The sequence below is a fragment of the Nonomuraea sp. NPDC000554 genome (assembly GCF_040300065.1).
In the GTDB taxonomy this organism is placed as follows: Bacteria; Actinomycetota; Actinomycetes; order Streptosporangiales; family Streptosporangiaceae; genus Nonomuraea.
This window is the reverse complement of the sequence record NZ_JBEPDC010000016.1, coordinates 104,146-124,711: the sequence shown is the minus strand read 5'-3', so window position 1 is coordinate 124,711 and position 20,566 is coordinate 104,146. Positions and strand designations below refer to the sequence as shown.

Here is a 20,566-nt window from a genome sequence, read left to right as displayed (position 1 = left end):
TCGCGAGGAGTGTTTGCCCGTGTCGTCTGTGGAGTCGCCCCTCCGGCAGAGCAGAGAACGCATCGATGCCCCGATGCCTCCGCCCGGACTGCTGTCCGCACTCCGCACCCACGCCACCACCCGCGGCACTCACCCCGCCGTCGTGGATGGCGACATCGTCCTGACCTACCACGACCTGTACGCCCGCGCCCGGACCCTCGCGACCGAGCTGCGGGCCACCGGCATCGGGCCGGGCGACGCTGTGGGGCTGTGCGCCCGCCGGGGTGCGCCCGCCATCGTGTCGATGATCGGGATTCTGCTGGCCGACGCCGCGTTCGTCCCGCTGGACCCCTCGGACCCGCCCGAGCGTCTGGGCATGACGGCTCGGGGCGTGGGGGTGGGCACCGTGGTGTCGCCCGAACGGTGGCACCCGGCCTTCCTGGACCTGGGCCTGCGCTGCCTGACCGCCCCCGAGAGCGCCGGCCCGCACACCGACGGTGCCGAGCCGGGCGTGGCCAAGCCCGACGACCTGGCCTATGTCATCCACACCTCCGGCACGACGGGGCGGCCCAAGGGAGTCGGGATCCGGCGGAGCTCGCTGGACCACCTGTGCCGGAACATGGGCGCCGCGTACGGGCTCGCGCCGGAGGACCGCGTCCTGCAGTTCTCCTCGATCTCCTTCGACAGCAGCGTCGACGAGATCTGCACGCCGCTGTACGCCGGCGCCACCGTCGTCGTCCGCGCCGACGACATGATCTCCTCGCCGGAACTGTTCCTGCGGCACTGCGCCGACCTGCGGATCAGCGTGGCGCTGACGACGACCGCGTACTGGCACGAGCTGGTCGACGGCATGGTCGCCGACGGCCTCCCGTTGCCGGGCTCGGTCCGCCTGGTACGCATCGGCGGCGAGCAGGTCCGCGCGGACCGGATCAAGGACTGGCGGCGGCTGCCGATCGCTCCCCGGGTGCGCCTGGTGGACGTGTACGGGCCCACCGAGACCACGGTCATCGTCACCTACGAGGACCACGCCGGCCCGCTGGCCGTGGAGTCCGAGCAGCCGACCATCGGCCGCGCCCTGCCCGGCGTGCTCGCCGAGGTCGTGAATGCGGATGGCGAGCCTGCCGAGGACGGAGAACTGCTGATCGGCGGCCCGACCGTCGCGGTCGGGTACGTCAACCAGCCCGAGCTGACCACCGAACGGTTCCTGACCACGGCCGAGGGACTGCGTTACTACCGCACCGGCGACCGGGTGCGGCGGCTCCCCGACGGGCGGTTCGTCTGCCATGGCCGCATGGATCGGCAGATCAAGGTCCGGGGCCACCGGGTGGAGACCGCCGAAGTGGAGCAGGCGCTGCTCGATCAGCCGCACGTGCGTGACGTGGTGGTCCGTTACGACGAGGCGCGGGCCTCGCTGATCGGCTACCTGCTGCTCGCCGGCCGAGACGGCGACCCGCGGGCGGCGGTCGAGGACGTGCGCCGGGGTGTGCGACGGCGGCTTCCCGCGCACGCGGTCCCGTCGCTGCTGGTCCCGGTGGAGGTCTTCCCGCTCACGTCGCGGGGCAAGGTGGACGTCGCCGCGCTGGCGGCCTTCGACGCCGCGTTCCTGGCCGGTGCCGACGGGGAGCCGGCGGACCGCCTGGCCGCTCTGGTGGCCGAGGTGCTCGACGTCCCGTCCCTCGGCTCTGCGGACTCCCTGTTCGAGCTGGGACTGCACTCCCTGCTGGCGACCCGGCTGGTCACCAGGATCAAGCGGGAGTTCGGGATACGGGTCGCCCTCGCCGACGTGTACGCGAACCCGACGGTGACCGGCCTGGCCCGGCTGGTCGGCGATGCCGGGCCCGCGCCACGAACGAGCGAGGAGCTGCACGGCGGCCCGCGGACGGACCAGGACGCTTTCGCAGGCGCCACGCGCGGGCTCCCTCTTACCGCCTTCCAGCGCGACTCGTGGTTGGCCGAGCAGCTCCAGCCGGGCACCCCGCTCGACACCCTGGGCGTGCGCTACCGGATCAGCGGCCCGGTCACCGAGTCGGACGTCGCCGCGGCCCTGCGCCGGGTGATCGCCCGGCACGACGCGCTCCGCGCGCTGTTCGACCAGGGCGACGACGGCCCGGTGATGGTCTTCGACACGGTGCCGGAAACACCGCTGACCGTCCACGACCTGACCGGCGTGCCGCCTGGGGAGCGCCCCGCCCGCGCGCGGGAGCTGGCCGACGCGCACGGCCGCCGGGCGCTGGACCCGCGGACGGGCCCGCTTCTGGCAGCGCTGCTGATCCGGCTCGACGCCGCCGAATGGGAGCTCGTGGTCGCCGTGCACCACCTGGTGTTCGACGGCTGGTCCGCCTCGGTGCTTGCCGACGAGCTCGCGGCCCTGCTGGGCGGTGGCGACGTCACGGACACCGGAGACTTCGCGGACCACCTGCGCAGGGAGGCGGAGGCCGTACGGGAGCCGTCCCGTGCCGGGTTGCGCGAGCACTGGGCCGCCCGCCTGTCGGGGGTGGACACCGAGGTCGAGCTACTGCTGGACCGGCCACGTCCGCCGGTGCGCAGCTTCGCCGGCGCGAAGATCGAGCGCCCGCTGGACCCGGCGCTGCTCGAACGCGTCGAGCGGGCCGCCCACGAGGCCGGCACCACCACGCACACGTTCGTGCTGGCCGTGCTCCAGACCCTCCTCGCCCGGCTGAGGGGCCGCCACGACATCACGGTCCTGGCCCCGGTGGCGCACCGCGCGGATCCCGGCATCGAGCGCGCGATCGGCGCGTTCATCAACGTCCTGCCGCTGCGTACGGACCTGTCCGGCGACCCCGACTTCGCCACGGTGCTGCGGCGGGCGAACGCCACGGTGCTGGACGCGCTCGACCACGAGGAGCTGCCGCTCGCCGAGATCATGGAGGCGGCCGGGGTGCGCCATCGCGTGGACCGCAGCCCGATCAGCCAGGTGATGCTGATCGTCGTGAACACCCCGTCGGCCTCGGCCACGCACGGCGGTGTCACGGTGGAGCGCCTGGGGCAGACGTTCCCCGGCCTGACGAAGCTCGACCTGACGGTGACGCTCGACTTCCCGGCCGGCGGGCCGCGGTTGGCCGTGGAGTACGCCACGGACTTATTCGAAGAGGCCACCGCGGAGGCCCTGCTCGAACAGTTCATGACGCTGCTCGGCGGCGCGCTCGACCAGCCCGGCGCCGCGTACGGGCGGCTGCCGATCCTGCCGGCCACGCAGCGGCGGGCGGTGCTGTCCGCGTGCGTCCGGCCGTCGCCGCCCGTGGCGGAAGGCGGGGCACCCGTGGCGGCAGGCGGGGTGCACGAGCTGATCGAGGGCCACGCCCGCCGCACGCCCGACGCGCCCGCGATCTTCTGCGAGGGCCGGGTCGTCAGTTACGCCCGGCTCGACGAGGAGGCCGAGCGGCTGGCCCGGCTGCTGCACGCCGCCGGAGTGACCCCGGGTGACCGCGTGGGGATCCATCTGCCCAGGGGGCCGCTGGTGCACGCCGCCGTGCTGGCCGTGTGGAAGGTGGGTGCGGCGTTCGTGCCGCTTGATCCTGATTATCCGGCGGAACGGCTGCATTACATGATCGATGACAGCGCTGCCACAGCGCTGCTGACCGGTGACGGCGGCGCGTTCACCGGGGCGAAGGTGATCGGGTACGACGATCCGGACCCGGCCGGACAGCGGCCGGCCGTCGTGGTCGGCGCCGACGACCCCGCGTACGTGCTCTACACCTCGGGCACCACCGGGACGCCCAAGGGCGTCGTGGTCTCTCACGGCAACCTCGTGCACGCCGTGGCCATGTGGCAGGCCGCGTACGGGCTGCGGGAGGGGTGGACGCACCTACAGGCGGCGAGCTTCTCATTCGACGTGTTCGTGGGCGAGAGCCTGCGGGCCCTGTGCACCGGAGGACGGCTGGTGGTGTGCCCACGGGAGGTACTGCTCGACCCCGACGCGCTGGACGGGCTGCTGCGTGGGGAGCAGGTGGCGGTGGCCGAGCTGGTGCCCACCGTGCTGCGCGGCCTGCTCGACCACGTCGAGGGCGCAGGGCGGGACCTGTCCATGCTCCGGGTGCTCGCCGGAGGCGCCGACCAGTGGTACGTGCACGAGTACCGTCGCGCCCGCGCGCTGGTCGTGCCGGGCGGGCGGGTGGTCAACTCGTACGGCGTCACCGAGGCCACTGTGGACAACGCCTACTTCGAGGGCGACACGGACGGGCTGCCGCCCCAGGCGCCGCTGCCGATCGGCGGCCCGTACCCGGGCAACCGGCTCTACGTGCTGGACCCGTACGGGGAGCCGGTGCCGTTCGGGGCGGTGGGAGAGCTGTGGATCGGCGGCCCCGGCGTGGCCACCGGCTACCACGAACGGCCCGAGCTGACGGCGGCGCGCTTCCGCCCCGACCCGTTCAGCCAGGAGCCGGGCGCGCGGATGTACCGCACGGGCGACGGCGCGCGGCTCCGCGCGGATGGCCTGCTGGACTTCCTGGGCAGGCTCGACGACCAGGTGAAGGTCAACGGCCACCGAATCGAGCTGGCGGAGGTGGAGGCCGCGCTGTCCGCGCTGCCGCAGGTGCGGGCCGCGGCCGCCGCGGTGCGGGTGGACGGGCGCGGCCGGCGGCTCCTGGTCGGCTACGTGGACCCGGCCGGCGCGCCGGTGACCCCCGCCCAGGTGCGTGCCGGGCTGCAGGACATGCTGCCGCACCACGCCATCCCAGCCCGTACGGTCATGATGGACGCGCTGCCGGTGAGCCCCAACGGCAAGGTCGACCGCAAGTCACTGCCCGACGCGCCGGAACAGGACGCGGGCGAGAAGGCCGAGCTGGAGAGTGAGACGCAGCGCGGCCTGGCGGAGGTGTGGGCGACGGTCCTGCCGGCGCGGGACATCGGCCCGGACGACGGCTTCTTCGAGCTGGGGGGAGACTCCTTCGCCGCGCTGAAGCTGGTGCGGGCCATCGAGTCGTGGTGCGGCGTCCGGGTGAGCCTGCTGGACCTGTACCGCCGCCCCACTGTCCGCCAGCTCGCCGAGCACCTCGACACGCTCTCCTCGGAACCCACCGGCAACCTGCTGCACCGCCTGACTCCGCCGCTCGCCGGGCCGGCCGTCGGGACCCTCGTCTGCGTCCCCTACTCGGGCGGCCAGGCGATCTCCTTCGAACCGCTGGCCGCCCACCTGCCTCCAGGCTGGAGCCTGTACGCCCTGCAAAGCCCGGGCCGTGACTGGAGCCGGCCGGACGAGCGGCCGCTGCCCATGGCCGAGCTGGTCGAGCGCTGCCTGGAGGAACTGCGGGATCTGCCCGGCCCCCTGTACATCTACGGCCACTGCGGTCACGGCTCCGCTGTCTCCGTGGCGCTCGCCACCGCGGCCGAGCAGACGGGGCTGCCGCTGCGCGGGGTCGCCATCGGCGCGGTGTTCCCGACCGCCCGGCTCCCCGGACGGGTCTTCGACTGGATCTACCGCAGGTTCCCGCTGGACCGCTTCGTCTCCGACCGCAGGATCGTGGCCCAGATCCGGGCCCTGGGCGGCGGGATCCCCGACTTCGCCGACGAAGAGGAGCAGGCGCTGTTCATGCGGGCCGTCCGCCATGACGACCGGGGGGCCGAGGAGTACTTCGCGCGTACCCTCACGGACGAGCGGCACCCCAGGCTGTGCGCCCCGCTGCTGAGCGTCGTCGGCGAGAAGGACCGGGTCACCGAGCTGTACGAGGAGCGGTACCACGAGTGGGAGCACTACGCGGAGCACGTCGGTGTCGCGGTCATCCCGAAGGCCGGACACGGCTTCCTCAAGAACCAGCCCGACCGGCTCGCGCGGATCCTCATCGACTGGGCCGAGCAGAACCAGGAGCAGGAGCCGGACGCCCCGCCCGGAGCGGCCCCGATGCCGGAGCCGCGCAAGCGGGTCCGGCCGAGCCTGGGCCGGTTCGGGATCGTCGCCGCCGGCCAGTCCGTGTCCATGGTGGGCAGCGCGCTGACCCAGCTCGTCCTGACCCTGTGGGTGTACCGGCAGACCGGTGACATCGCGGACTTCGCCTACATCTCCGCGGTCGCCCTGCTGCCCGGCATCCTGGTGGGGCCGCTCGCCGGCGCCGTGGCCGACCGTTACGACCGGCGCACGGTCATGCTCGTCACCGACGTCGTCACGGGTCTGGCGACGGCGGCTCTCGCGCTGCTGTCCGCCGACGGGGTCAGCATGGTGTACGTCTACCTGCTGTGCGGGATCACCTCGTTGGCCTCGGCGTTCCAGCGGCCCGCCTACGTGGCGGGTGTGGCGCAGCTCGTGCCCAAACCGTTCCTGGGTCACGCCAACGGCATCAGCCGCCTGGGCGTGGGCGCGGGCACCCTGCTCGCCCCGCTGCTCGCCGCCGGGCTGTTCGGCTCGGTCCCGCTCCAGGGCATCCTGCTGGCGGACGCGGCCACCTTCCTCGTCGCGGCGGCGTGCCTGCTGCTGGTGCGCTTCCCTGACCAGCTCTTCAAACGTCGCGAGGAGCCGATGCTGACCGAGATCGCGAACGGCTGGCGCTACATCACGCGGCGGCCCGGGCTGACGACGGCGCTGCGGCAGTTCGTCATCGATCACGTCTTCTACACCGCCGGGTTCGCCCTGTTCGTGCCCTTGATCGTGATCGAGCATGGGGTGGAGGTGCTGGGCTTCGTGCTCAGCGCGGGCGGTCTAGGGGCGCTGCTCGGCTCCCTGGCCATGAGCGTCTGGGGCGGGACGCGCCGCCGTACGAACGGCATCTTGGTGTTCATGTGGGTGAACCGGGCGGGGCAGGTGGCGATCGCGCTCAGCGGCGAGCCCTGGCTGATCGCCGTGGGCATGTTCGTCTTCTTCTTCGCCGAGTCTGTCGTCGACGGGCATTGGCTGGCCCTCGTCCAGACCAAGGTGGGGCTGGAACTGCAGGGGCGGGTGCTGGCGACGTACATGACGCTGATGATGGTCACCATGCCCCTCGGCTATGTGATCATTGGCCCGCTTGCCGACCGGGCGTTCACTCCGCTGCTCCAGCCGGACGGCGCACTGGCCGCGACGCTCGGCCCGGTGCTCGGCACCGGGCCCGGGCGGGGGCTCGCGCTGGTCATCCTGGTCAGCGCCGTGATCCTGGTGGGCTGGACCCTGTACGGGTGGCTCAACCGCCGCTTCCGCTTCCTGGAGGACGGGCTGCCCGACGCGGTGCCGGGCACCGAGATCGAGGACCGCGACACCGAGCAGCGTCGCGCCGACGAACGGCTGGTCGGCAGCGGGGTCTGACCGCCAGTCCCGACCCTCCCCATGTGTTCAAGGATGACCAGGCCGCCAACCGGCGCAAGAGGGGGCCGAACACGACCACCTATCGAGAAGTGCCCCGGGAAGGACTTCCGGGGATCGAAAGACGGGTATGAGGGCGTGTGCGTAACGTGGCGGCAGGGAATCGGGAACTCCAGTGGAGCCGTCGGCGGTGCGCGCACCCAGGGAGTTTCGAGGAGGAGCGGTGGGGCTGGTCGCTGCCGGGACATGGGTGATCACCGCGTTGGCCGGCGTCTACCTGTTCTGGCGCTGGCTGTCGGGCGGAGGGCTGCGGCGGCAGGCGTCCAAGGTCACGCCCTTCCCGGTGACGCTGGTCTTCTCCCACCCGGCGCTCGCGGTGTCGGCGCTGGCGTGCTGGGTGGGATACCTGCTCACGGGGCACCGGGCGCTGGCCTGGACGGCGTTCGGGGTGCTGGCGGCGGCGGCGCTGCTGGGGTTCGCGATGTTCACCCGCTGGCTGGGCGGCGGACGGCACGCCAGGTCGGGCGGCTTTCCCGTCCTGGCCGTGGCCCTGCACGGCGTCGCGGGCGTGACCACGTTCGTGCTGGTGCTGCTCGTCGCCAGTGTCTTCTAGGGGGTCTTCTAGGGGACGACCACCTGGCGCGGCTGCCGCAGGACCTGGATGGACCGTGACGTGACCGCCACCAGGGCACCGGCGGGCCGCTTCTCGTCGGGGAGGCGGTCGTCTGCGAAGGAGTCGTCGTTGGTGTCGAGGACCGGCAGCCAGGACGCGCCGAACTCCTCGCCCGGCAGGGTGAACGTCATGTCCTCGTGGTGGGCGTTGATCAGCAGGAGGAACGAGTCGTCGACGATGCGCTCGCCGCGCGGGCCCGGCTCGGTGATCGCCTCCCCGTTGAGGTAGACGATCAGCGACTTGGCGTAGCCGGTGTGCCAGTCGCCCGCCGTCATCTCCCTGCCCCCGGGCGTGAGCCAGACCAGGTCGCGCTTGCCGTCCTCCGGGTGGCGTCCCTGGAAGAACCGGCGGCGCTGGAAAACCGGGTGCTCGCGCCGCAGCCGCGACAGCGACCGGACGAACTGCAGCAGGTCGGACTCCGTGTGGAGCACCGACCAGTCGATCCAGGCGATCTCGTTGTCCTGGCAGTAGGCGTTGTTGTTGCCCCGCTGCGTGCGGCCCATCTCGTCGCCGTGCGAGAGCATCGGCACGCCCTGCGACAGGAAGAGCGTCGTCAGGAAGTTGCGGCGCTGCCGGTGGCGGAGCCCGACGATGCCGGGGTCCTCGACCGGGCCCTCGGCGCCGCAGTTCCACGACCGGTTGTCGTCGGTGCCGTCGCGGTTGTCCTCGCCGTTGTCCTCGTTGTGCTTGCGGTCGTACGACACCAGGTCGGTCAGCGTGAAGCCGTCGTGGCAGGTCACGAAGTTGATCGAGGCGACCGGGCGGCGGCCCGAGCTGGCGTACAGGTCGGCCGACCCGGTCAGGCGGGACGCGAACTCGGGAAGCGCGGAGTGCGTGCCCCGCCAGAAATCCCGCACGATGTCGCGGTACTTCCCGTTCCACTCCGTCCACAACGGCGGGAAGTTGCCGACCTGGTAGCCGCCGGGGCCGACGTCCCACGGCTCGGCGATCAGCTTGACCTGCGAGATCACCGGGTCCTGCTGGATCAGGTCGAAGAACGCGCTCAGCCGGTCGACGTCGTGCAACTCCCTGGCCAGCGCCGACGCCAGGTCGAAGCGGAAGCCGTCGACGTGCATCTCCAGCACCCAGTACCGCAGAGAGTCCATGATCAGCTGGAGCGCGTGCGGGGAGCGGACGTTCAGCGAGTTGCCGCAGCCGGTGTAGTCGAGGTAGTAGCGACGGTCGCCGTCGTGCAGCCGGTAGTAGGCCGCGTTGTCGATGCCCCTGAAGCCCAGCGTGGGGCCCATGTGGTCGCCCTCGGCGGTGTGGTTGTAGACGACGTCCAGGATGACCTCGATGCCCGCCTCGTGCAGCGCCCGCACCATCGCCTTGAACTCCAGCACCTGCTCGCCGCGCGACCCGGCGCTGGAGTACGCGCCGTGCGGGGCCAGGTAGGCCATGGTGTTGTAGCCCCAGTAGTTCGTCAGGCCGCGCGCCACCAGGAAGTGCTCGGGCATGTAGTGGTGGACCGGCATCAGCTCGACGGCCGTCACCCCGAGCGACAGCAGGTGGTCGATGACCGCCGGATGGCCGACGCCCGCGTACGTGCCGCGCAGCTCCTCGGGGACGCTCGGGTGGCGCATGGTCAGCCCGCGCACGTGCGCCTCGTAGATCACCGTCTGGTGGTAGGGCGTGCGCGGCGGCCGGTCGTTCCCCCACTCGAAGAAGGGGTTGACCACCACGTTCTTAGGGACGAACCGGGCGCTGTCGGCCTTGTTCATCCGCGACGGGTCGGTGAAGTAGTACGGGAAGAGCGCCTCGTTCCAGGTCAGCTCCCCGTCGATCGCCTTGGCGTACGGGTCGAGCAGCAGCTTGGCCGGGTTGCAGCGCAGCCCGCGCGGCGGGTCGTACGGCCCGTGGACGCGGTAGCCGTACCGCTGGCCGGGCAGGACGCCCGGCAGGTAGCCATGCCAGACGAACCCGTCGACCTCGGGCAGATCGACCCGCTCCTCGGAGCCGTCGTCCTGAAAAAGGCACAGCTCGACCCGCTCGGCGACCTCGGAGAACACCGAGAAGCTGGTGCCCACGCCATCCCAGGTGCCGCCGAGTGGATAGGGCTCGCCGGGCCAGACATCACGCATGTGACTTGATTGTCGCACGCGAGCACGGCCTCGCTAGAGCAGTTCGGCGTTGAGCGTGATCGTCGTGCCCGTCAGGGCCTTGCTGACCGGGCAGTTCGCCTTGGCGGTCTCGGCGGCCTCCAGGAACTGCGCGGCCGTGATGCCGGGAACCTGGCCCTTCACGGTGAGCACGATGCCCGTGATGCCCTCGCCAGGCTGGAAGGTCACGTCGGCGCTGGTCTGCAGCGACTCGGGCGGCGTGCCCGCCCCGGCCAGGCCGTGCGAGAGCGCCATCGAGAAGCAGGACGAGTGCGCCGCCGCGATGAGCTCCTCGGGCGAGGTCTTGCCGTTGGCCTGCTCGGCCCGCGACGCCCAGGAGACCTCGAACGTGCCGACACCCGAGGTGTCGAGCGAGACCGTGCCGGAACCGTCGAGCAGGGCGCCCTTCCACTGCGTGGTGGCGGTGCGAGTGGTGGCCATATCGAGTCTCCTCAACTAGTGGTCCTCCGACCCTATCGCGCGCCCGGCAAAGTCTCGTAGGACCGTCATCCGCCTCAACTTTTCCGGCGAATAATGACATGCTCGGGTCGCGGCGCTCCTGCCGCCTTGGTCCGGATCAACGGGAGTGTGGTGCCAGTGGAGGCACCGTACGACGACCGCCTGCTGCACCAGCGGGTGGTCGGCGGCGACGAGTCCGCGCTCGGGGAGGTCTACGATCGGCTCTCCTCGCTGATCTTCGGTCTCTCCTTACGGGTCACCAGGGACCGGGTGATCGCCGAGGACATCACCCAGGAGGTGTTCCTGGTCTTCTGGGAGCGGCCGCTCGCCTACGACCCCGAGCGGGGCACGCTGCGGGCCTGGCTCGCCACGATCGCGCACCGGCGCGCGGTCGACCACGTCCGCGCGGAGGAGCGGCGGCGCGTCTCCGTCCTGGGCCCCCGGCTCTTCGAGCCGGAGCCCGCCAGGCTGGAGGAGGTCGTCCTCGCCGCCGACGAGGCCGACCGGGTCCGCCAGGCGGTGACAGAGCTGCCGGACGCGCTGCGGCGGGCCGTCGAGCTGGCCTACTTCGGCGGCAGGACGTACCGGCAGGTCGGCGAGGAGCTGGGCGTGCCGGAAGGCACGGCCAAGTCGCGGATCCGGCTGGCGCTGCGCCGCCTGGCCGACGCGCTGGCCGAGGAGGAGGTGTGATGGAGCCCGTCGAGCGTCTCTACCTGGACGCGCTGATGGAGGACCCGGCGGTCCCCGAACGGTCGCTGCGCCCGCAACTGCTGGCCGGAGCCAGGGCCAGGCGCCGACCCGCCGCGCCGACGGCCGCCTGGGCGGAGCCCTACGCGGCGCGGGTCGCGGCGATGGACGCCCTGCTCGCGTCGGCGGTCGACGACGACTGGACGCGGATCATCGTCGAAGGCTGGACGTTGCAGGACCTGGTCGCCCACCTGGCGGCCAAGGACGGCCTCCTGGCGGCCTCCGTCGGCGCCCCCGTCCTGGGCCCGGCCCTCACGTCCACCGACTCGCCCGGCCGCACGGCCGACGTGCAGGCGTACGAGCGGGCCCGCAGCCCCGAGCAGACCAGGCGCGACTGGCGCGCCCAGGCCGACGCGCTCTGCCGCCACCTGGCGGAGCTGCCCGCCGGCACACCCGCGAACCTGGACGGCTTCGACGCGCCGGTCGGCGACCACATCCTGGCCAGGACCCTGGAGACGTGGATCCACACCGACGACGCCGCCACCGTCGCCCGCGCCCGCCTCCCGCTGCCGATCCCCGCCCACATCCACCCCACGGCCGACCTCTGCGCCCGGCTGCTGCCGTGGACGATGCTCCTGTCGGGCCTGGACGCCTCCGGCCGGACCCTCCTGCTCACGCTGACGGGCCCGGGCGGCGGCGAATGGCGCGTCGCCCTCGGCGTCGAGGACGGCACGCCCGGCACGGCCGCCGCCCACGTCACCGCGGACGTGGTGGACTTCTGCTTCCTCCTGGGAGGCAGGGGAGACCCGGCGTCCTTCCCTGCCGACCTCGACGGCGACCTGGCCCTGGCCAGGGACGTCCTCGCGGCCGCCCCCGCCCTGTCAGGCCCCTGACGGGCGGTCAGGGGGCCGCCGTCACCAGTTCCCTGGCGTAGTCGTCGTCGCTCTCCGTCAGGACGCGCTCGGCGCCCCGCTGCGCCCGCTCGTCGCCCCTGGCCGCGAGGCCGCGCGTCGCCTCGGCGACCGTGCGCAGGTCGGAGTCGTCCAGCCGGGCCGCCAGCGTCTCCCTGACCTGAGGGGTGTCGAGGTCGAGCCCGGCGAGCCCCGCGGTCGCCCAGTCGCGGACCTCGTCGCTCTCGTCCTCCGTCATGGCGATCAGCAGCGCCAGCCCCTCCTCGTGGTCCGGCGGCAGGACGTCGGCCAGCGCGATCGCGTCGGTCATGGTCCGCTTGTGGCCGGGACGCCCGATGATGTCGAGGACCTGCGGCAGCGCGCGGTGGTCCTGGTGGCCGAGCGCCGACAGGACGCTGCGCAGCACCTGCGGGTTGCCCTCGGTGGTGGCCATCTTCTGCAGGAGCGGGAGAGTCCGCTCCAGGTAGGGCTTGGCGTCCTCGGTGACGCCGAACTGGGCGATCGCGTCGACGCCGAACTCGCGCTCCCTGGCGTCCTCGCTGAGGCACAGATCGGACAGCGCCTCGTAGGTCTCGTCGTCGGCGCGCTTGACCAGCGTGTCGGCGACGATCCACCACGTCTCGGCGTCCTCGTCGGTGTCGCGGTGCGCCACGGCGCGGGCCACGAGCCGGTCGACGGGCGTGTGCGTGCCCGCGGCGTCCTCCAGGAGCGTGGCGATGGCCGCGTGGCCGCGCTGCGCCTGGACCTGCTCGCTCTGCGAGCCGTCGGCGGAGCGGGCGGCGACCGTGACCAGCTCGGTGCCGTCCTTGGCGAACTGGCGGCCGACGACGTACTCCCAGTCGTCCTGCGCGATCTGGTCGAGCAGCGCGCTCTCCAGGTGCACGCCGACCCAGTCGTTGGCGATGTCGAGCGGCGTGTCGCCGTCGCCGTCGAACTTCTCGGGGTCGGCCCCGGACCGCAGCAGTTCCTGGACGACGCCGAGGGCGCCGCGCCTGGCCGCGAGCGAGAGCGGCGTGTCGCCGTCGTCGTTGGCGTCGTCGACGGCCGCGCCCGCCCCGATGAGAATCCGGGCCGCGTCGGCGTGGCCGTTGGCCGCGGCCCAGAGCAGGGCGGTCCAGCCGCCGCTCTCCTTGCCGTTGACGTCGGCGCCGGCGGCGAGCAACGCCTCGGCGACCTCGACCCGGTCCCATGCGGCGGCCGCGCAGAGCGCCAGGCCCTCTTCCTCGCCCTCACTGGGACGGTTCGGGTCGGCGCCCGCCGCGAGCAGCTCGGCTGCCTTGTCCAACTCGCCGTTCAACGCCGCCCGGTAGAGCTGTTCCTCATGCATGACACGGACCCTAGCCTGGTCCGGCCCCGTCGCGGACCAGGCTGGGTGGCGCGTCCGGCGCCGGGTGCGCTGTTTGGTGTAGGACTATTCCTCCCAGGGGAGGAGCAGTTACGCCCCCGAACGCGATATGTTGCGACTATGACTGACCCTGGTGAGCTGCGGGCCTCCGACGCAGAGCGCGAAGCCGTCGTCGAGCAACTGCGTGTCGCCTCGGTCGAGGGCAGGCTCACGCTCGCCGAGCTGACCGACCGCACCGAGGCCGCCTATACCGCCACCACCCACGCCGAGCTGGCCCTGCTCACCCAGGACCTGCCGGCGGGCTCGGCCCCCGCCGCCGTCCCCGCCGCGCCGGGCGAGGGCAGGAAGCGGCGCTGGTTCGTCGGCATCATGGGAGACGCCAAGCGGCGCGGCACCTGGCGGATCGACCAGGAGCTCGGCGCGGTCGCCGTGATGGGCGACGTGCTGATCGACCTGCGCGAGGCGGAGGTCCGCACGGACGTGGTCGACATCACGGCCGTCTCGGTGATGGGCGACGTCAAGATCATCGTGCCCGACGGCGTCAACGTGGACCTCGACGGCGTCGCCGTCATGGGCGACAAGCGGGTGGACGTCCTGGAGGCCGCCCCCGGCATGAACGTTCCCGTCATCCGAGTGCGCGCGTACGTCGTGATGGGCGACGTCAAGGTGATCGGCGACTCGCAGGCCCAGCCGCTGCAGCGCGGCTTCGCGGCCTGGCGCGAGCACTGGCGCAGGCTCCACGGCGACGACTGGCGCGAGACGCGCAGACAGCTCCGCGACGGGTGGCGAGAGTCCCGCGACCAGCTCCGCGACGAGCGCCGCCAGCTGAGGCGCGGCTACTGAGAGGTGAGCCCCGCAGACGACAGGGACACCACCCTTTCGGTCATGCACAGTGACGCCCTGTCGCAATGACTCACCACGCGCAGTGGTGAGCAGCTCGCGCTGCTGGCGGATCGAGGCGCATTGCGCGTCCGTGACCGTGAGCCGTCACTACTGGACTGAGCTCACCTGCTCAGACAGGAGCAGGTGGCGGCCCGGCTGGCCGGGTTCTGCACGCTTCCGGAAATCCAGGCGCTGGGCGCGATCGCCTGGCTGCCCGGTACGTCTTCTTCGAGGGCGGATCGGGGCATGCGGGCGCTGACTGGCTGGCGGACCGCGGGCTGCTGCTCCCGGCGGGCGTGCCATCTACCAGAGCCACACGCGCACGGCGCAGCAGTTCGTCATCGTCGGTGAAGCGGCCAAGGCCGTGCGGATCCCGTTCGCGGACGGAGCCGAGGAACTCGGCGACGAGTTCCTCGTCGAGGTCTTCATGGGAGGCGCCGGTCACCGGTACGCGGTCGAAGGCAGGTGGGTGGCGGGCGGCCAGGAACGCCTGTTCCTCCAGCGCCGACAGCTGGAAGTCGCCGTCGTATCCGCGTAGGTAGGCCTTGCCAGACGCGGTGATCCGGCAGGGCTTGGCCGAGGGGTCACATTCGTGCACCTTGGCTACCACGACGGGCGCTCCGTCCACGATGCCGTCAATGATGGTGAGGTGAACGAGCGGCTCTTGACCGCAAGCCCCTGCTTGAGCACCTGAGGATCGAGTAGGGGAATGTAACCGCTCTTCGGTTACATTTCATGGCCGTGATGCCTTGGCGAACCGCGGACGTCCGGGCAGGGGAGAAGATCGTCCCCTGGACGATGCAACGTTCGGGCGGCCCTCGCGCGTAGTGATCGGTGAACACCACCGAACAGTGAGGACCCCCGATGCGGGATCGAGCCGACTTCGAGCGCTACGTCGAGCAACGCTCGTCGCGCCTGCTCAGGACGGCGTACCTGCTCTGCCGCGACTGGGCCACGGCCGAGGACCTGACGCAGACCGCGCTGGCCAGGGCCTGGCTGGCGCGGCGGCGCGTCGGCACCGGCGCGGGCGCTGCGAGGCCGGGCGGGTGCCTCCGGGGCTGCTGACCGGCTGGTCCGGCGCTGTACGCCCGGGGGCGAACGAGGTCAGGGCGGTGGCGATCCCGGCCTCGGCGGCCGGTGATGACGAGCGGGCCGCCGCATGGGCGGACGAGGCGCTGACCTGGAGCAGTCCGTTTCCGGCGGAGTGGACGGTCCAGGTCGCTGCGGGGGCTGGGCGGCGGTGCCGCGGCGGGGTGGTCACCCTGGACCCCGGCTCGGGTCAGGTGGTCCGCTGGGTGTGCCCGGCCAGCGCCTCCATGAGGACCAGTGGGTTGATGTAGTCGCGGTAGTGGACGATCTGCCCGTCCCTGACCCTGATGACCGCGATGACGCGCTGCGTGAACGGCGCGCCGGACGCCACGACCGTGCCGTGCGCGGTGTACTCCATGACGACCACCTCGGGGTCGGCGGTCTCGTGGATCACCACGTCGCGGTGGTCGTGGAAGGTCACGGGCAGTCCGCCGCCCATGAACGCGCGGATCTCCTCGCGGCCGCGCAGCACGTCCGGGACGCCCGGCGGGTGGTAGGGCCACTCCAGCACCACGTCGGGGGCGAGCAGGTCCAGGAATCCGGACGTGTCGCCGCCCTTGCTCACCCGCAGGATCTCCTCGGCCACCTCGCGTGCTCGCATGCGCGCTCCCTTTGTTGAACGTGTGTTTATTGAACGACCGTATAATCAATCGGGGAGTTCGGTCAACATCCGTACAATGAACCGGTGAGTCAGCACCGCACCCGGGCCGAGCAGCGGCGCGACACCGAGGCCCGCATCCTCGCCGCCGCCCGAGAGACCTTCGCCAGGCTCGGCTACGAGCGCACCACGATCCGCGCCGTCGCGGCGTCGGCCGGGGTCAACGCGGGGCTGGTGATGCACTACTACGGCAGCAAGGAAGAGCTGTTCTCGCGGGCCGCCAAACTGCCCGACGACGAGCTGCCCGCGGGGCACCCCGCCGAGGCGCTGCTCAGCACGCTGCGCAGGCGGCTCGACGACGAGCCCGTCGCCTCGCTGGTGGTGCTGCGCTCGATGCTCACGCACGCCGAGGCGTCGAAGGAGTTCCGCGCAGCCGCGTCGGGGTGGCTGGGGCGGATCGGCGACGCCATCCCGGCGCAGGACGCCGACCTGCGGGCGGGGCTGATCAGTGCCATCATCACCGGCGTCGTCATCGACCGCTACCTGCTCAAGCTGAGCTCCCTCGCCGACGCCTCGGCCGACGACATCGTCTCGCTGCTCAGGCCGTGCTTCGAAAGCCTGACCAACGACCCCCCACACTGACCCGCGCAGTGCGGTCGGCGACGCGCCGGGGCAAGCGCGGGTGGGGGATACGTGAGGCGGGCCGTGGCGGCGTCAGGAGGCTGCGGCGTCCGCGGTGGCGCGGGCGGCCGCCGTGTAGCGCTCCAGCAGGACCTGGGCGAGTTCGGGGGCGGGCCCGAGGACGTCGGCGACCACGTCCGCGCCCGCTCGCAGGGTGTTCCGGCGGACCTTGTCGGCGAAGTGGCCGGGGGCCAGCAGGTACGGCGCGACCACCACGCGGGGCGCGCCCGCCTGCCTGAGGAGCGCGACCGCCTCCTCCGGCGTCGGGCCGGCGGCCGAGGCGTACGCCGCGCTCACCGCCCACCAGCGCCGCGCTCCGGTCCCGCGCGCCTCGGCCTGGGCGGCCGTTCCCGGGCCTCTGGCCCACGTCCTGGCCAGGTCCGCGATCACCGCGTTCGCGCGGGCGTCGCTCGAACCGGCCGAGACCAGCACGACCGCCGTGTCCGGGTCGCCGGGTTCGACGCCCGCCTCCGCCAGCCGCCGCTCCAGGGCGGTCAGGAGCAGGGGGTGCGGGCCGAGCGTCGTCCCGTAGTGGACGCGCAGGCGCGGGTCGCGCGCCCTGGCCTCGTTGAGCGCCGCCGGCAGGTCCACCCGGCTGTGGTACGCCTCCGTCAGCAGCAGCGGCAGCACCACCGCCTCCGTGAGCCCGTGCAGCGCCTGAGCCAGCGTGGGCGTGGCGTGGTCGAGGTAGGCGACCCGCACCGGCAGGCCGGGGCGCGCCCGCCGCACCTCGTGCAGCAGTGCCTCCACCGTCGCGGCGGCCCGCGGATCGCGCGACCCGTGCGCCACCGCCACCAGCGGCGTCACGGCCTGAGCCCCCTCGGTCGCGGAGCCCGGGACGCCCGCCTGCGCTCCACCGGCAGGCCCGACGACCGCCAGGCTCCCACCGGCAGGCGCGACGACCGCCAGGCTCCCGTCGACGGGCCGCATGATTGCCTGGCTTCCACCGGCAGGCGGGACGGTCGCGTCCGTCCCGTCTGCCGGCGGGTGGCCTGTCCCGTCTGCCAACGGGACGGACCGGCTGGGGATCACAGGTGAATGCCGCACTCGGTCTTCCCCAGCCCCGCCCAGCGACCGCTCCGCGGGTCCTCGCCCTCGGCGACCTGGCGCGTGCACGGCGCGCAGCCGATCGAGGGGTAGTTGTCGTAGTGCAACGGGTTGATCAGCACCCCGTTGTCGGCCATGTAGTTGTCGACGTCGTCCTGGGTCCAGGAGGCGATCGGGTTGACCTTGACCATCTGCCGCTTGGCGTCCCACTCGACGACCTTGATGCCGGCGCGGGAGGCCGACTCGTCGCGGCGGATGCCCGAGACCCAGGCCAGGTACGGCTCCAGCGCCCGGTTCAGCGGCTCCACCTTGCGCAGGTAGCAGCACAGGTCGGGGTTGCGGCCGAACAGGCGCGGCCCGAGGTCGCGGTCCTGCTCCTCGACCGTCCGCGACGGCTTCACGTCGATCACGTTGACGTCGTACACCTGCCTGACGGCGTCGCGCGTGCCGGTGGTCTCGGCGAAGTGGTAGCCGGTGTCGATGAACAGCACGTCCACGCCGGGCTTGACCCTGCTGACCAGGTCGATGAGCAGCGCGTCGCTCATGGACGAGGTCAGGCAGAGCCGGTCGCCGAAGGTCGCCGCCGCCCACCGGATGATCTCGCGGGCCGGGGCGTCCTCCAGGAAGATCGCGGCGGACTCGACGATGCCCTGGAGATCGAGCGTGCCGCGTTGCTGCCTCAGTCCGACCTCGATGTCCACGAGGCTCATATGTTCACTCCGATTCCGAGAAACTTCAGCTTGAAGGCGCGCGAGCAGGCCCGGCAGAACCAGCCGCCACCCATCGCGGACCCGGCGACGTTCAGCTCGCCCTCGTAGGGCTCGAGGTCCTCGTCGCCGCAGTAGGGGCAGTGGAACGGGACCGCGCGGCTGCTCATGACAGATCCGCGTCGTCGGCGCGCTGCACCCAGTCGGAGAAGGACTCGCCGTCCTTCTTCTGGGCGCTGTAGTTGGTCACGACCCGCTCCACGTAGTCGGGCAGGGCCGCGGCGGTGGTCTTCAGACCGCGCACCTTGCGCCCGAACCCGGCGTTCACCCCGAGCGAGCCGCCCAGGTGGACCTGGAAGCCCTCGACCTGGTCGCCGTTGTCGTCGACGACGAGCTGGCCCTTGAGCCCGATGTCGGCGACCTGGATGCGCGCGCAGGAGTTCGGGCAGCCGTTGACGTTGATGGTGAGCGGCTCGTCGAAGCCGGGCAGCCGCCGCTCCAGCTCGTCGATCAGGTGCGAGGCGGTGGCCTTGGTCTCGACGATGGCCAGCTTGCAGAACTCGATGCCGGTGCAGGCCATGGTCTGCCGGCGGAACGTGGACGGGTTGACCTGAAGGTCGTTGGCCTCCAGCTCGGCCACGAGCGAGTCGACCCGGTCGGGCGCGACGTCCAGGATGACCATCTTCTGCTCGACGGTCGTGCGGACCCTGCCGGAGCCGTGCCGCTCGGCGATGTCGGCGATCAGGTGCAGCTTGTCGCCGTCGAGGCGGCCGACCTTCGGCGCGAAGCCCACGTAGAAGTCGCCGTTCCGCTGCCGGTGGACGCCGACGTGGTCGCGGCGGCTGCCGCGCGGCTGCTCGGGCGCGGGGCCGTCGGGCAGCGGCTCCTTGAGGTACTCCGTCTCCAGCACGTCGCGGAACTTCTCCGCGCCCCAGTCGTTGACGAGGAACTTGATCCGCGCCCGGTGCCGCAGCCGCCGGTACCCGTAGTCACGGAAGATCCCGATCACGCCGCCGTAGACGTCGGCGACCTGCTCGGGACGGACGAACACGCCGATGCGCTTGCCCAGCATCGGGTTGGTGGACAGCCCGCCGCCCACCCACAGGTCGAACCCCTTCTCGCCCTGCTCGTTGACGACGCCGACGAACGCCACGTCGTTGATCTCGTGCACGGTGCAGTGCGCCGGGCAGCCGCTGAGCGCGGACTTGAACTTGCGGGGCAGGTTCGAGTAGGCCGGGTCGCCGATGAACCGCTCGTGGATCTCGCGGATCTGCTCGGACGCGTCCAGCACCTCGTCGGCGTCGATGCCGGCCAGCGGGCAGCCCAGGATCACGCGAGGGGTGTCGCCGCACGCCTCGGTGGTCGACAGGCCCACGGCCTCCAGCCGCTCCCAGATGTCGGGCACGGACTCGATCTCCACCCAGTGGAGCTGCACGTTCTGGCGGTCGGTCAGGTCGGCGGTGCCCCGGCCGTACTCGTTGGCCAGGTCGGCGATCACGCGGAGCTGCCGCAGGTCGAGCTGGCCGCCGTCGATCCTGATGCGGAGCATGAAGTAGCGGTCGTCGAGCTCCTCCGGCTCCAGGATCGCGGTCTTGCCGCCGTCGATGCCGGGCTTGCGCTGCGTGTACAGGCCGTACCAGCGCATCCGTCCGCGCAGGTCGGCCGGGTCGATGGAGTCGAAGCCGTTCTTGGCGTAGATGTCGATGATCCGCTGGCGGACGTTCAGCCCGTCGTCGTTCTTCTTGTTCTCCTCGTTCTTGTTGAGCGGCTCCCGGTAACCGAGAGCCCACTGTCCTTCGCCGCGCGGGCGCTTGTGATGCCGGCTGGCAGGGGTGCTCATTGCGCGTCCTTCGGTTCATGGGCGCGCGCAAGAGTCCTCCCGCCTCATCGTCGAGGGCAGGGGTGCAAGGAGGTGTGCGACGCGCTCAGCTGTGGAAAGCAGACGGAGTTAGCGGGCGTCGCGACAGATGGCACTGCGGACACGCTGAAGGTCGACGTGGCGTCGGCCGACAAGCATGGGGTCCGCTGGCATTCTTCGAAGATACTCTGACCGTCCTGAATGTCCAAGACTGAGTCCAGAGTCTGGACGTTCTCAGCCCTGGCGCAGCCAGTCGACGTCCGGCTCGTGCGGCCGCTCCGGCTCCTGGTGCTGGCAGTCGCACCAGGACCCGCCGCGGCAGTCCG

The 20,566-nt window shown here is 72.0% G+C and carries 17 protein-coding genes; 8 read left to right on the top strand and 9 right to left on the bottom strand.

Going from position 1 to position 20,566, the window contains the following annotated elements:
- Positions 1-73 precede the first annotated feature (73 nt).
- Entirely contained in the window at positions 74-7,207 is a 7,134-nt protein-coding gene (locus ABT294_RS28450; RefSeq protein ID WP_350809346.1) for a non-ribosomal peptide synthetase/MFS transporter, read from the top strand.
- Positions 7,208-7,427: 220 nt separating this feature from the next.
- The gene (locus ABT294_RS28445) at positions 7,428-7,817 is read left to right on the top strand and encodes a hypothetical protein (RefSeq protein ID WP_350809345.1); all 390 of its coding nucleotides are present in this window, start codon (positions 7,428-7,430) and stop codon (positions 7,815-7,817) included.
- Between the two features lie 8 nt (positions 7,818-7,825).
- Here the strand turns inward: ABT294_RS28445 and glgX are convergent, their stop codons facing one another.
- Positions 7,826-9,958 (bottom strand): glycogen debranching protein GlgX, encoded by a 2,133-nt coding sequence (glgX, locus tag ABT294_RS28440; RefSeq protein ID WP_350809344.1) that lies wholly within the window; start codon positions 9,956-9,958, stop codon positions 7,826-7,828.
- Positions 9,959-9,991: 33 nt separating this feature from the next.
- Positions 9,992-10,417, bottom strand: a complete 426-nt coding sequence (locus tag ABT294_RS28435) for an OsmC family protein (RefSeq protein ID WP_350809343.1) — start codon at positions 10,415-10,417, stop codon at positions 9,992-9,994.
- A 150-nt stretch (positions 10,418-10,567) separates the two neighbouring features.
- Here ABT294_RS28435 and ABT294_RS28430 point away from each other — a divergent pair, with 150 nt between their 5' ends.
- Both ABT294_RS28430 and ABT294_RS28425 read left to right on the top strand, forming a co-directional pair.
- Positions 10,568-11,125 carry a sigma-70 family RNA polymerase sigma factor gene (locus ABT294_RS28430; protein WP_350809342.1) on the top strand — a complete coding sequence of 186 codons (558 nt, stop codon included), beginning with the start codon at positions 10,568-10,570 and terminating at the stop codon, positions 11,123-11,125.
- The gene (locus ABT294_RS28425; protein WP_350809341.1) at positions 11,125-12,015 is read left to right on the top strand and encodes a maleylpyruvate isomerase family mycothiol-dependent enzyme; all 891 of its coding nucleotides are present in this window, start codon (positions 11,125-11,127) and stop codon (positions 12,013-12,015) included. The genes ABT294_RS28430 and ABT294_RS28425 overlap by 1 nt, the downstream gene beginning before the upstream one ends.
- 7 nt (positions 12,016-12,022) lie before the next feature.
- On the opposite strand, the gene ABT294_RS28420 is transcribed toward ABT294_RS28425, so the two are convergent.
- On the bottom strand, positions 12,023-13,360 hold the full coding sequence (locus tag ABT294_RS28420; protein WP_350809340.1) for an ankyrin repeat domain-containing protein: 1,338 nt from the start codon (positions 13,358-13,360) through the stop codon (positions 12,023-12,025).
- A gap of 138 nt (positions 13,361-13,498) precedes the next feature.
- Here ABT294_RS28420 and ABT294_RS28415 point away from each other — a divergent pair, with 138 nt between their 5' ends.
- The 3 genes from ABT294_RS28415 (at position 13,499) to ABT294_RS28405 (ending at position 15,325) form a co-directional block, all read left to right on the top strand.
- Positions 13,499-14,221 (top strand): DUF1707 SHOCT-like domain-containing protein, encoded by a 723-nt coding sequence (locus ABT294_RS28415; protein WP_350809339.1) that lies wholly within the window; start codon positions 13,499-13,501, stop codon positions 14,219-14,221.
- A gap of 403 nt (positions 14,222-14,624) precedes the next feature.
- Positions 14,625-14,798: a hypothetical protein gene (locus ABT294_RS28410; protein WP_350809338.1), complete on the top strand. Its 174-nt coding sequence runs from the start codon at positions 14,625-14,627 to the stop codon at positions 14,796-14,798.
- 326 nt (positions 14,799-15,124) lie between these two features.
- Positions 15,125-15,325: a sigma factor gene (locus ABT294_RS28405; protein ID WP_350809337.1), complete on the top strand. Its 201-nt coding sequence runs from the start codon at positions 15,125-15,127 to the stop codon at positions 15,323-15,325.
- Between the two features lie 214 nt (positions 15,326-15,539).
- Here ABT294_RS28405 and ABT294_RS28400 read toward each other — a convergent pair whose 3' ends face one another.
- Complete coding sequence (locus ABT294_RS28400) at positions 15,540-15,950, bottom strand: nuclear transport factor 2 family protein (protein ID WP_350809336.1); 411 nt, start codon at positions 15,948-15,950, stop codon at positions 15,540-15,542.
- Between the two features lie 84 nt (positions 15,951-16,034).
- Between ABT294_RS28400 and ABT294_RS28395 the strand changes: the two genes are divergently transcribed.
- Entirely contained in the window at positions 16,035-16,589 is a 555-nt protein-coding gene (locus tag ABT294_RS28395; protein ID WP_350809335.1) for a TetR/AcrR family transcriptional regulator, read from the top strand.
- A 72-nt stretch (positions 16,590-16,661) separates the two neighbouring features.
- On the opposite strand, the gene ABT294_RS28390 is transcribed toward ABT294_RS28395, so the two are convergent.
- The 5 genes from ABT294_RS28390 to ABT294_RS28370 all read right to left on the bottom strand — a co-directional run bounded on the left by ABT294_RS28390 (position 16,662) and on the right by ABT294_RS28370 (position 20,414).
- Entirely contained in the window at positions 16,662-17,558 is an 897-nt protein-coding gene (locus tag ABT294_RS28390; RefSeq protein ID WP_350809334.1) for a sirohydrochlorin chelatase, read from the bottom strand.
- 98 nt (positions 17,559-17,656) lie between these two features.
- Positions 17,657-18,385, bottom strand: a complete 729-nt coding sequence (locus ABT294_RS28385; protein ID WP_350809333.1) for a phosphoadenylyl-sulfate reductase — start codon at positions 18,383-18,385, stop codon at positions 17,657-17,659.
- Positions 18,382-18,552: an Insertion element protein gene (locus tag ABT294_RS28380; protein ID WP_350809332.1), complete on the bottom strand. Its 171-nt coding sequence runs from the start codon at positions 18,550-18,552 to the stop codon at positions 18,382-18,384. Before ABT294_RS28380 ends, ABT294_RS28385 begins: the two co-directional genes overlap by 4 nt.
- The gene (locus tag ABT294_RS28375; protein ID WP_350809331.1) at positions 18,549-20,222 is read right to left on the bottom strand and encodes a nitrite/sulfite reductase; all 1,674 of its coding nucleotides are present in this window, start codon (positions 20,220-20,222) and stop codon (positions 18,549-18,551) included. Before ABT294_RS28375 ends, ABT294_RS28380 begins: the two co-directional genes overlap by 4 nt.
- A gap of 108 nt (positions 20,223-20,330) precedes the next feature.
- Positions 20,331-20,414 carry a putative leader peptide gene (locus ABT294_RS28370; RefSeq protein WP_350809452.1) on the bottom strand — a complete coding sequence of 28 codons (84 nt, stop codon included), beginning with the start codon at positions 20,412-20,414 and terminating at the stop codon, positions 20,331-20,333.
- Positions 20,415-20,566: the final 152 nt, after the last annotated feature.

Excerpts from the sequence above, each read along its gene's own strand:
- ABT294_RS28450 (WP_350809346.1), top strand. The coding sequence starts at position 74 with ATGCCTCCGCCCGGACTGCTGTCCGCACTCCGCACCCACGCCACCACC.
- glgX (WP_350809344.1), bottom strand. The coding sequence starts at position 9,958 with ATGCGTGATGTCTGGCCCGGCGAGCCCTATCCACTCGGCGGCACCTGG.
- ABT294_RS28435 (WP_350809343.1), bottom strand. The coding sequence starts at position 10,417 with ATGGCCACCACTCGCACCGCCACCACGCAGTGGAAGGGCGCCCTGCTC.
- ABT294_RS28425 (WP_350809341.1), top strand. The coding sequence starts at position 11,125 with ATGGAGCCCGTCGAGCGTCTCTACCTGGACGCGCTGATGGAGGACCCG.
- ABT294_RS28420 (WP_350809340.1), bottom strand. The coding sequence starts at position 13,360 with ATGCATGAGGAACAGCTCTACCGGGCGGCGTTGAACGGCGAGTTGGAC.
- ABT294_RS28415 (WP_350809339.1), top strand. The coding sequence starts at position 13,499 with ATGACTGACCCTGGTGAGCTGCGGGCCTCCGACGCAGAGCGCGAAGCC.
- ABT294_RS28405 (WP_350809337.1), top strand. The coding sequence starts at position 15,125 with ATGCGGGATCGAGCCGACTTCGAGCGCTACGTCGAGCAACGCTCGTCG.
- ABT294_RS28400 (WP_350809336.1), bottom strand. The coding sequence starts at position 15,950 with ATGCGAGCACGCGAGGTGGCCGAGGAGATCCTGCGGGTGAGCAAGGGC.
- ABT294_RS28390 (WP_350809334.1), bottom strand. The coding sequence starts at position 17,558 with ATGCGGCCCGTCGACGGGAGCCTGGCGGTCGTCGCGCCTGCCGGTGGG.
- ABT294_RS28385 (WP_350809333.1), bottom strand. The coding sequence starts at position 18,385 with ATGAGCCTCGTGGACATCGAGGTCGGACTGAGGCAGCAACGCGGCACG.
- ABT294_RS28380 (WP_350809332.1), bottom strand. The coding sequence starts at position 18,552 with ATGAGCAGCCGCGCGGTCCCGTTCCACTGCCCCTACTGCGGCGACGAG.
- ABT294_RS28375 (WP_350809331.1), bottom strand. The coding sequence starts at position 20,222 with ATGAGCACCCCTGCCAGCCGGCATCACAAGCGCCCGCGCGGCGAAGGA.
- ABT294_RS28370 (WP_350809452.1), bottom strand. The coding sequence starts at position 20,414 with ATGCCAGCGGACCCCATGCTTGTCGGCCGACGCCACGTCGACCTTCAG.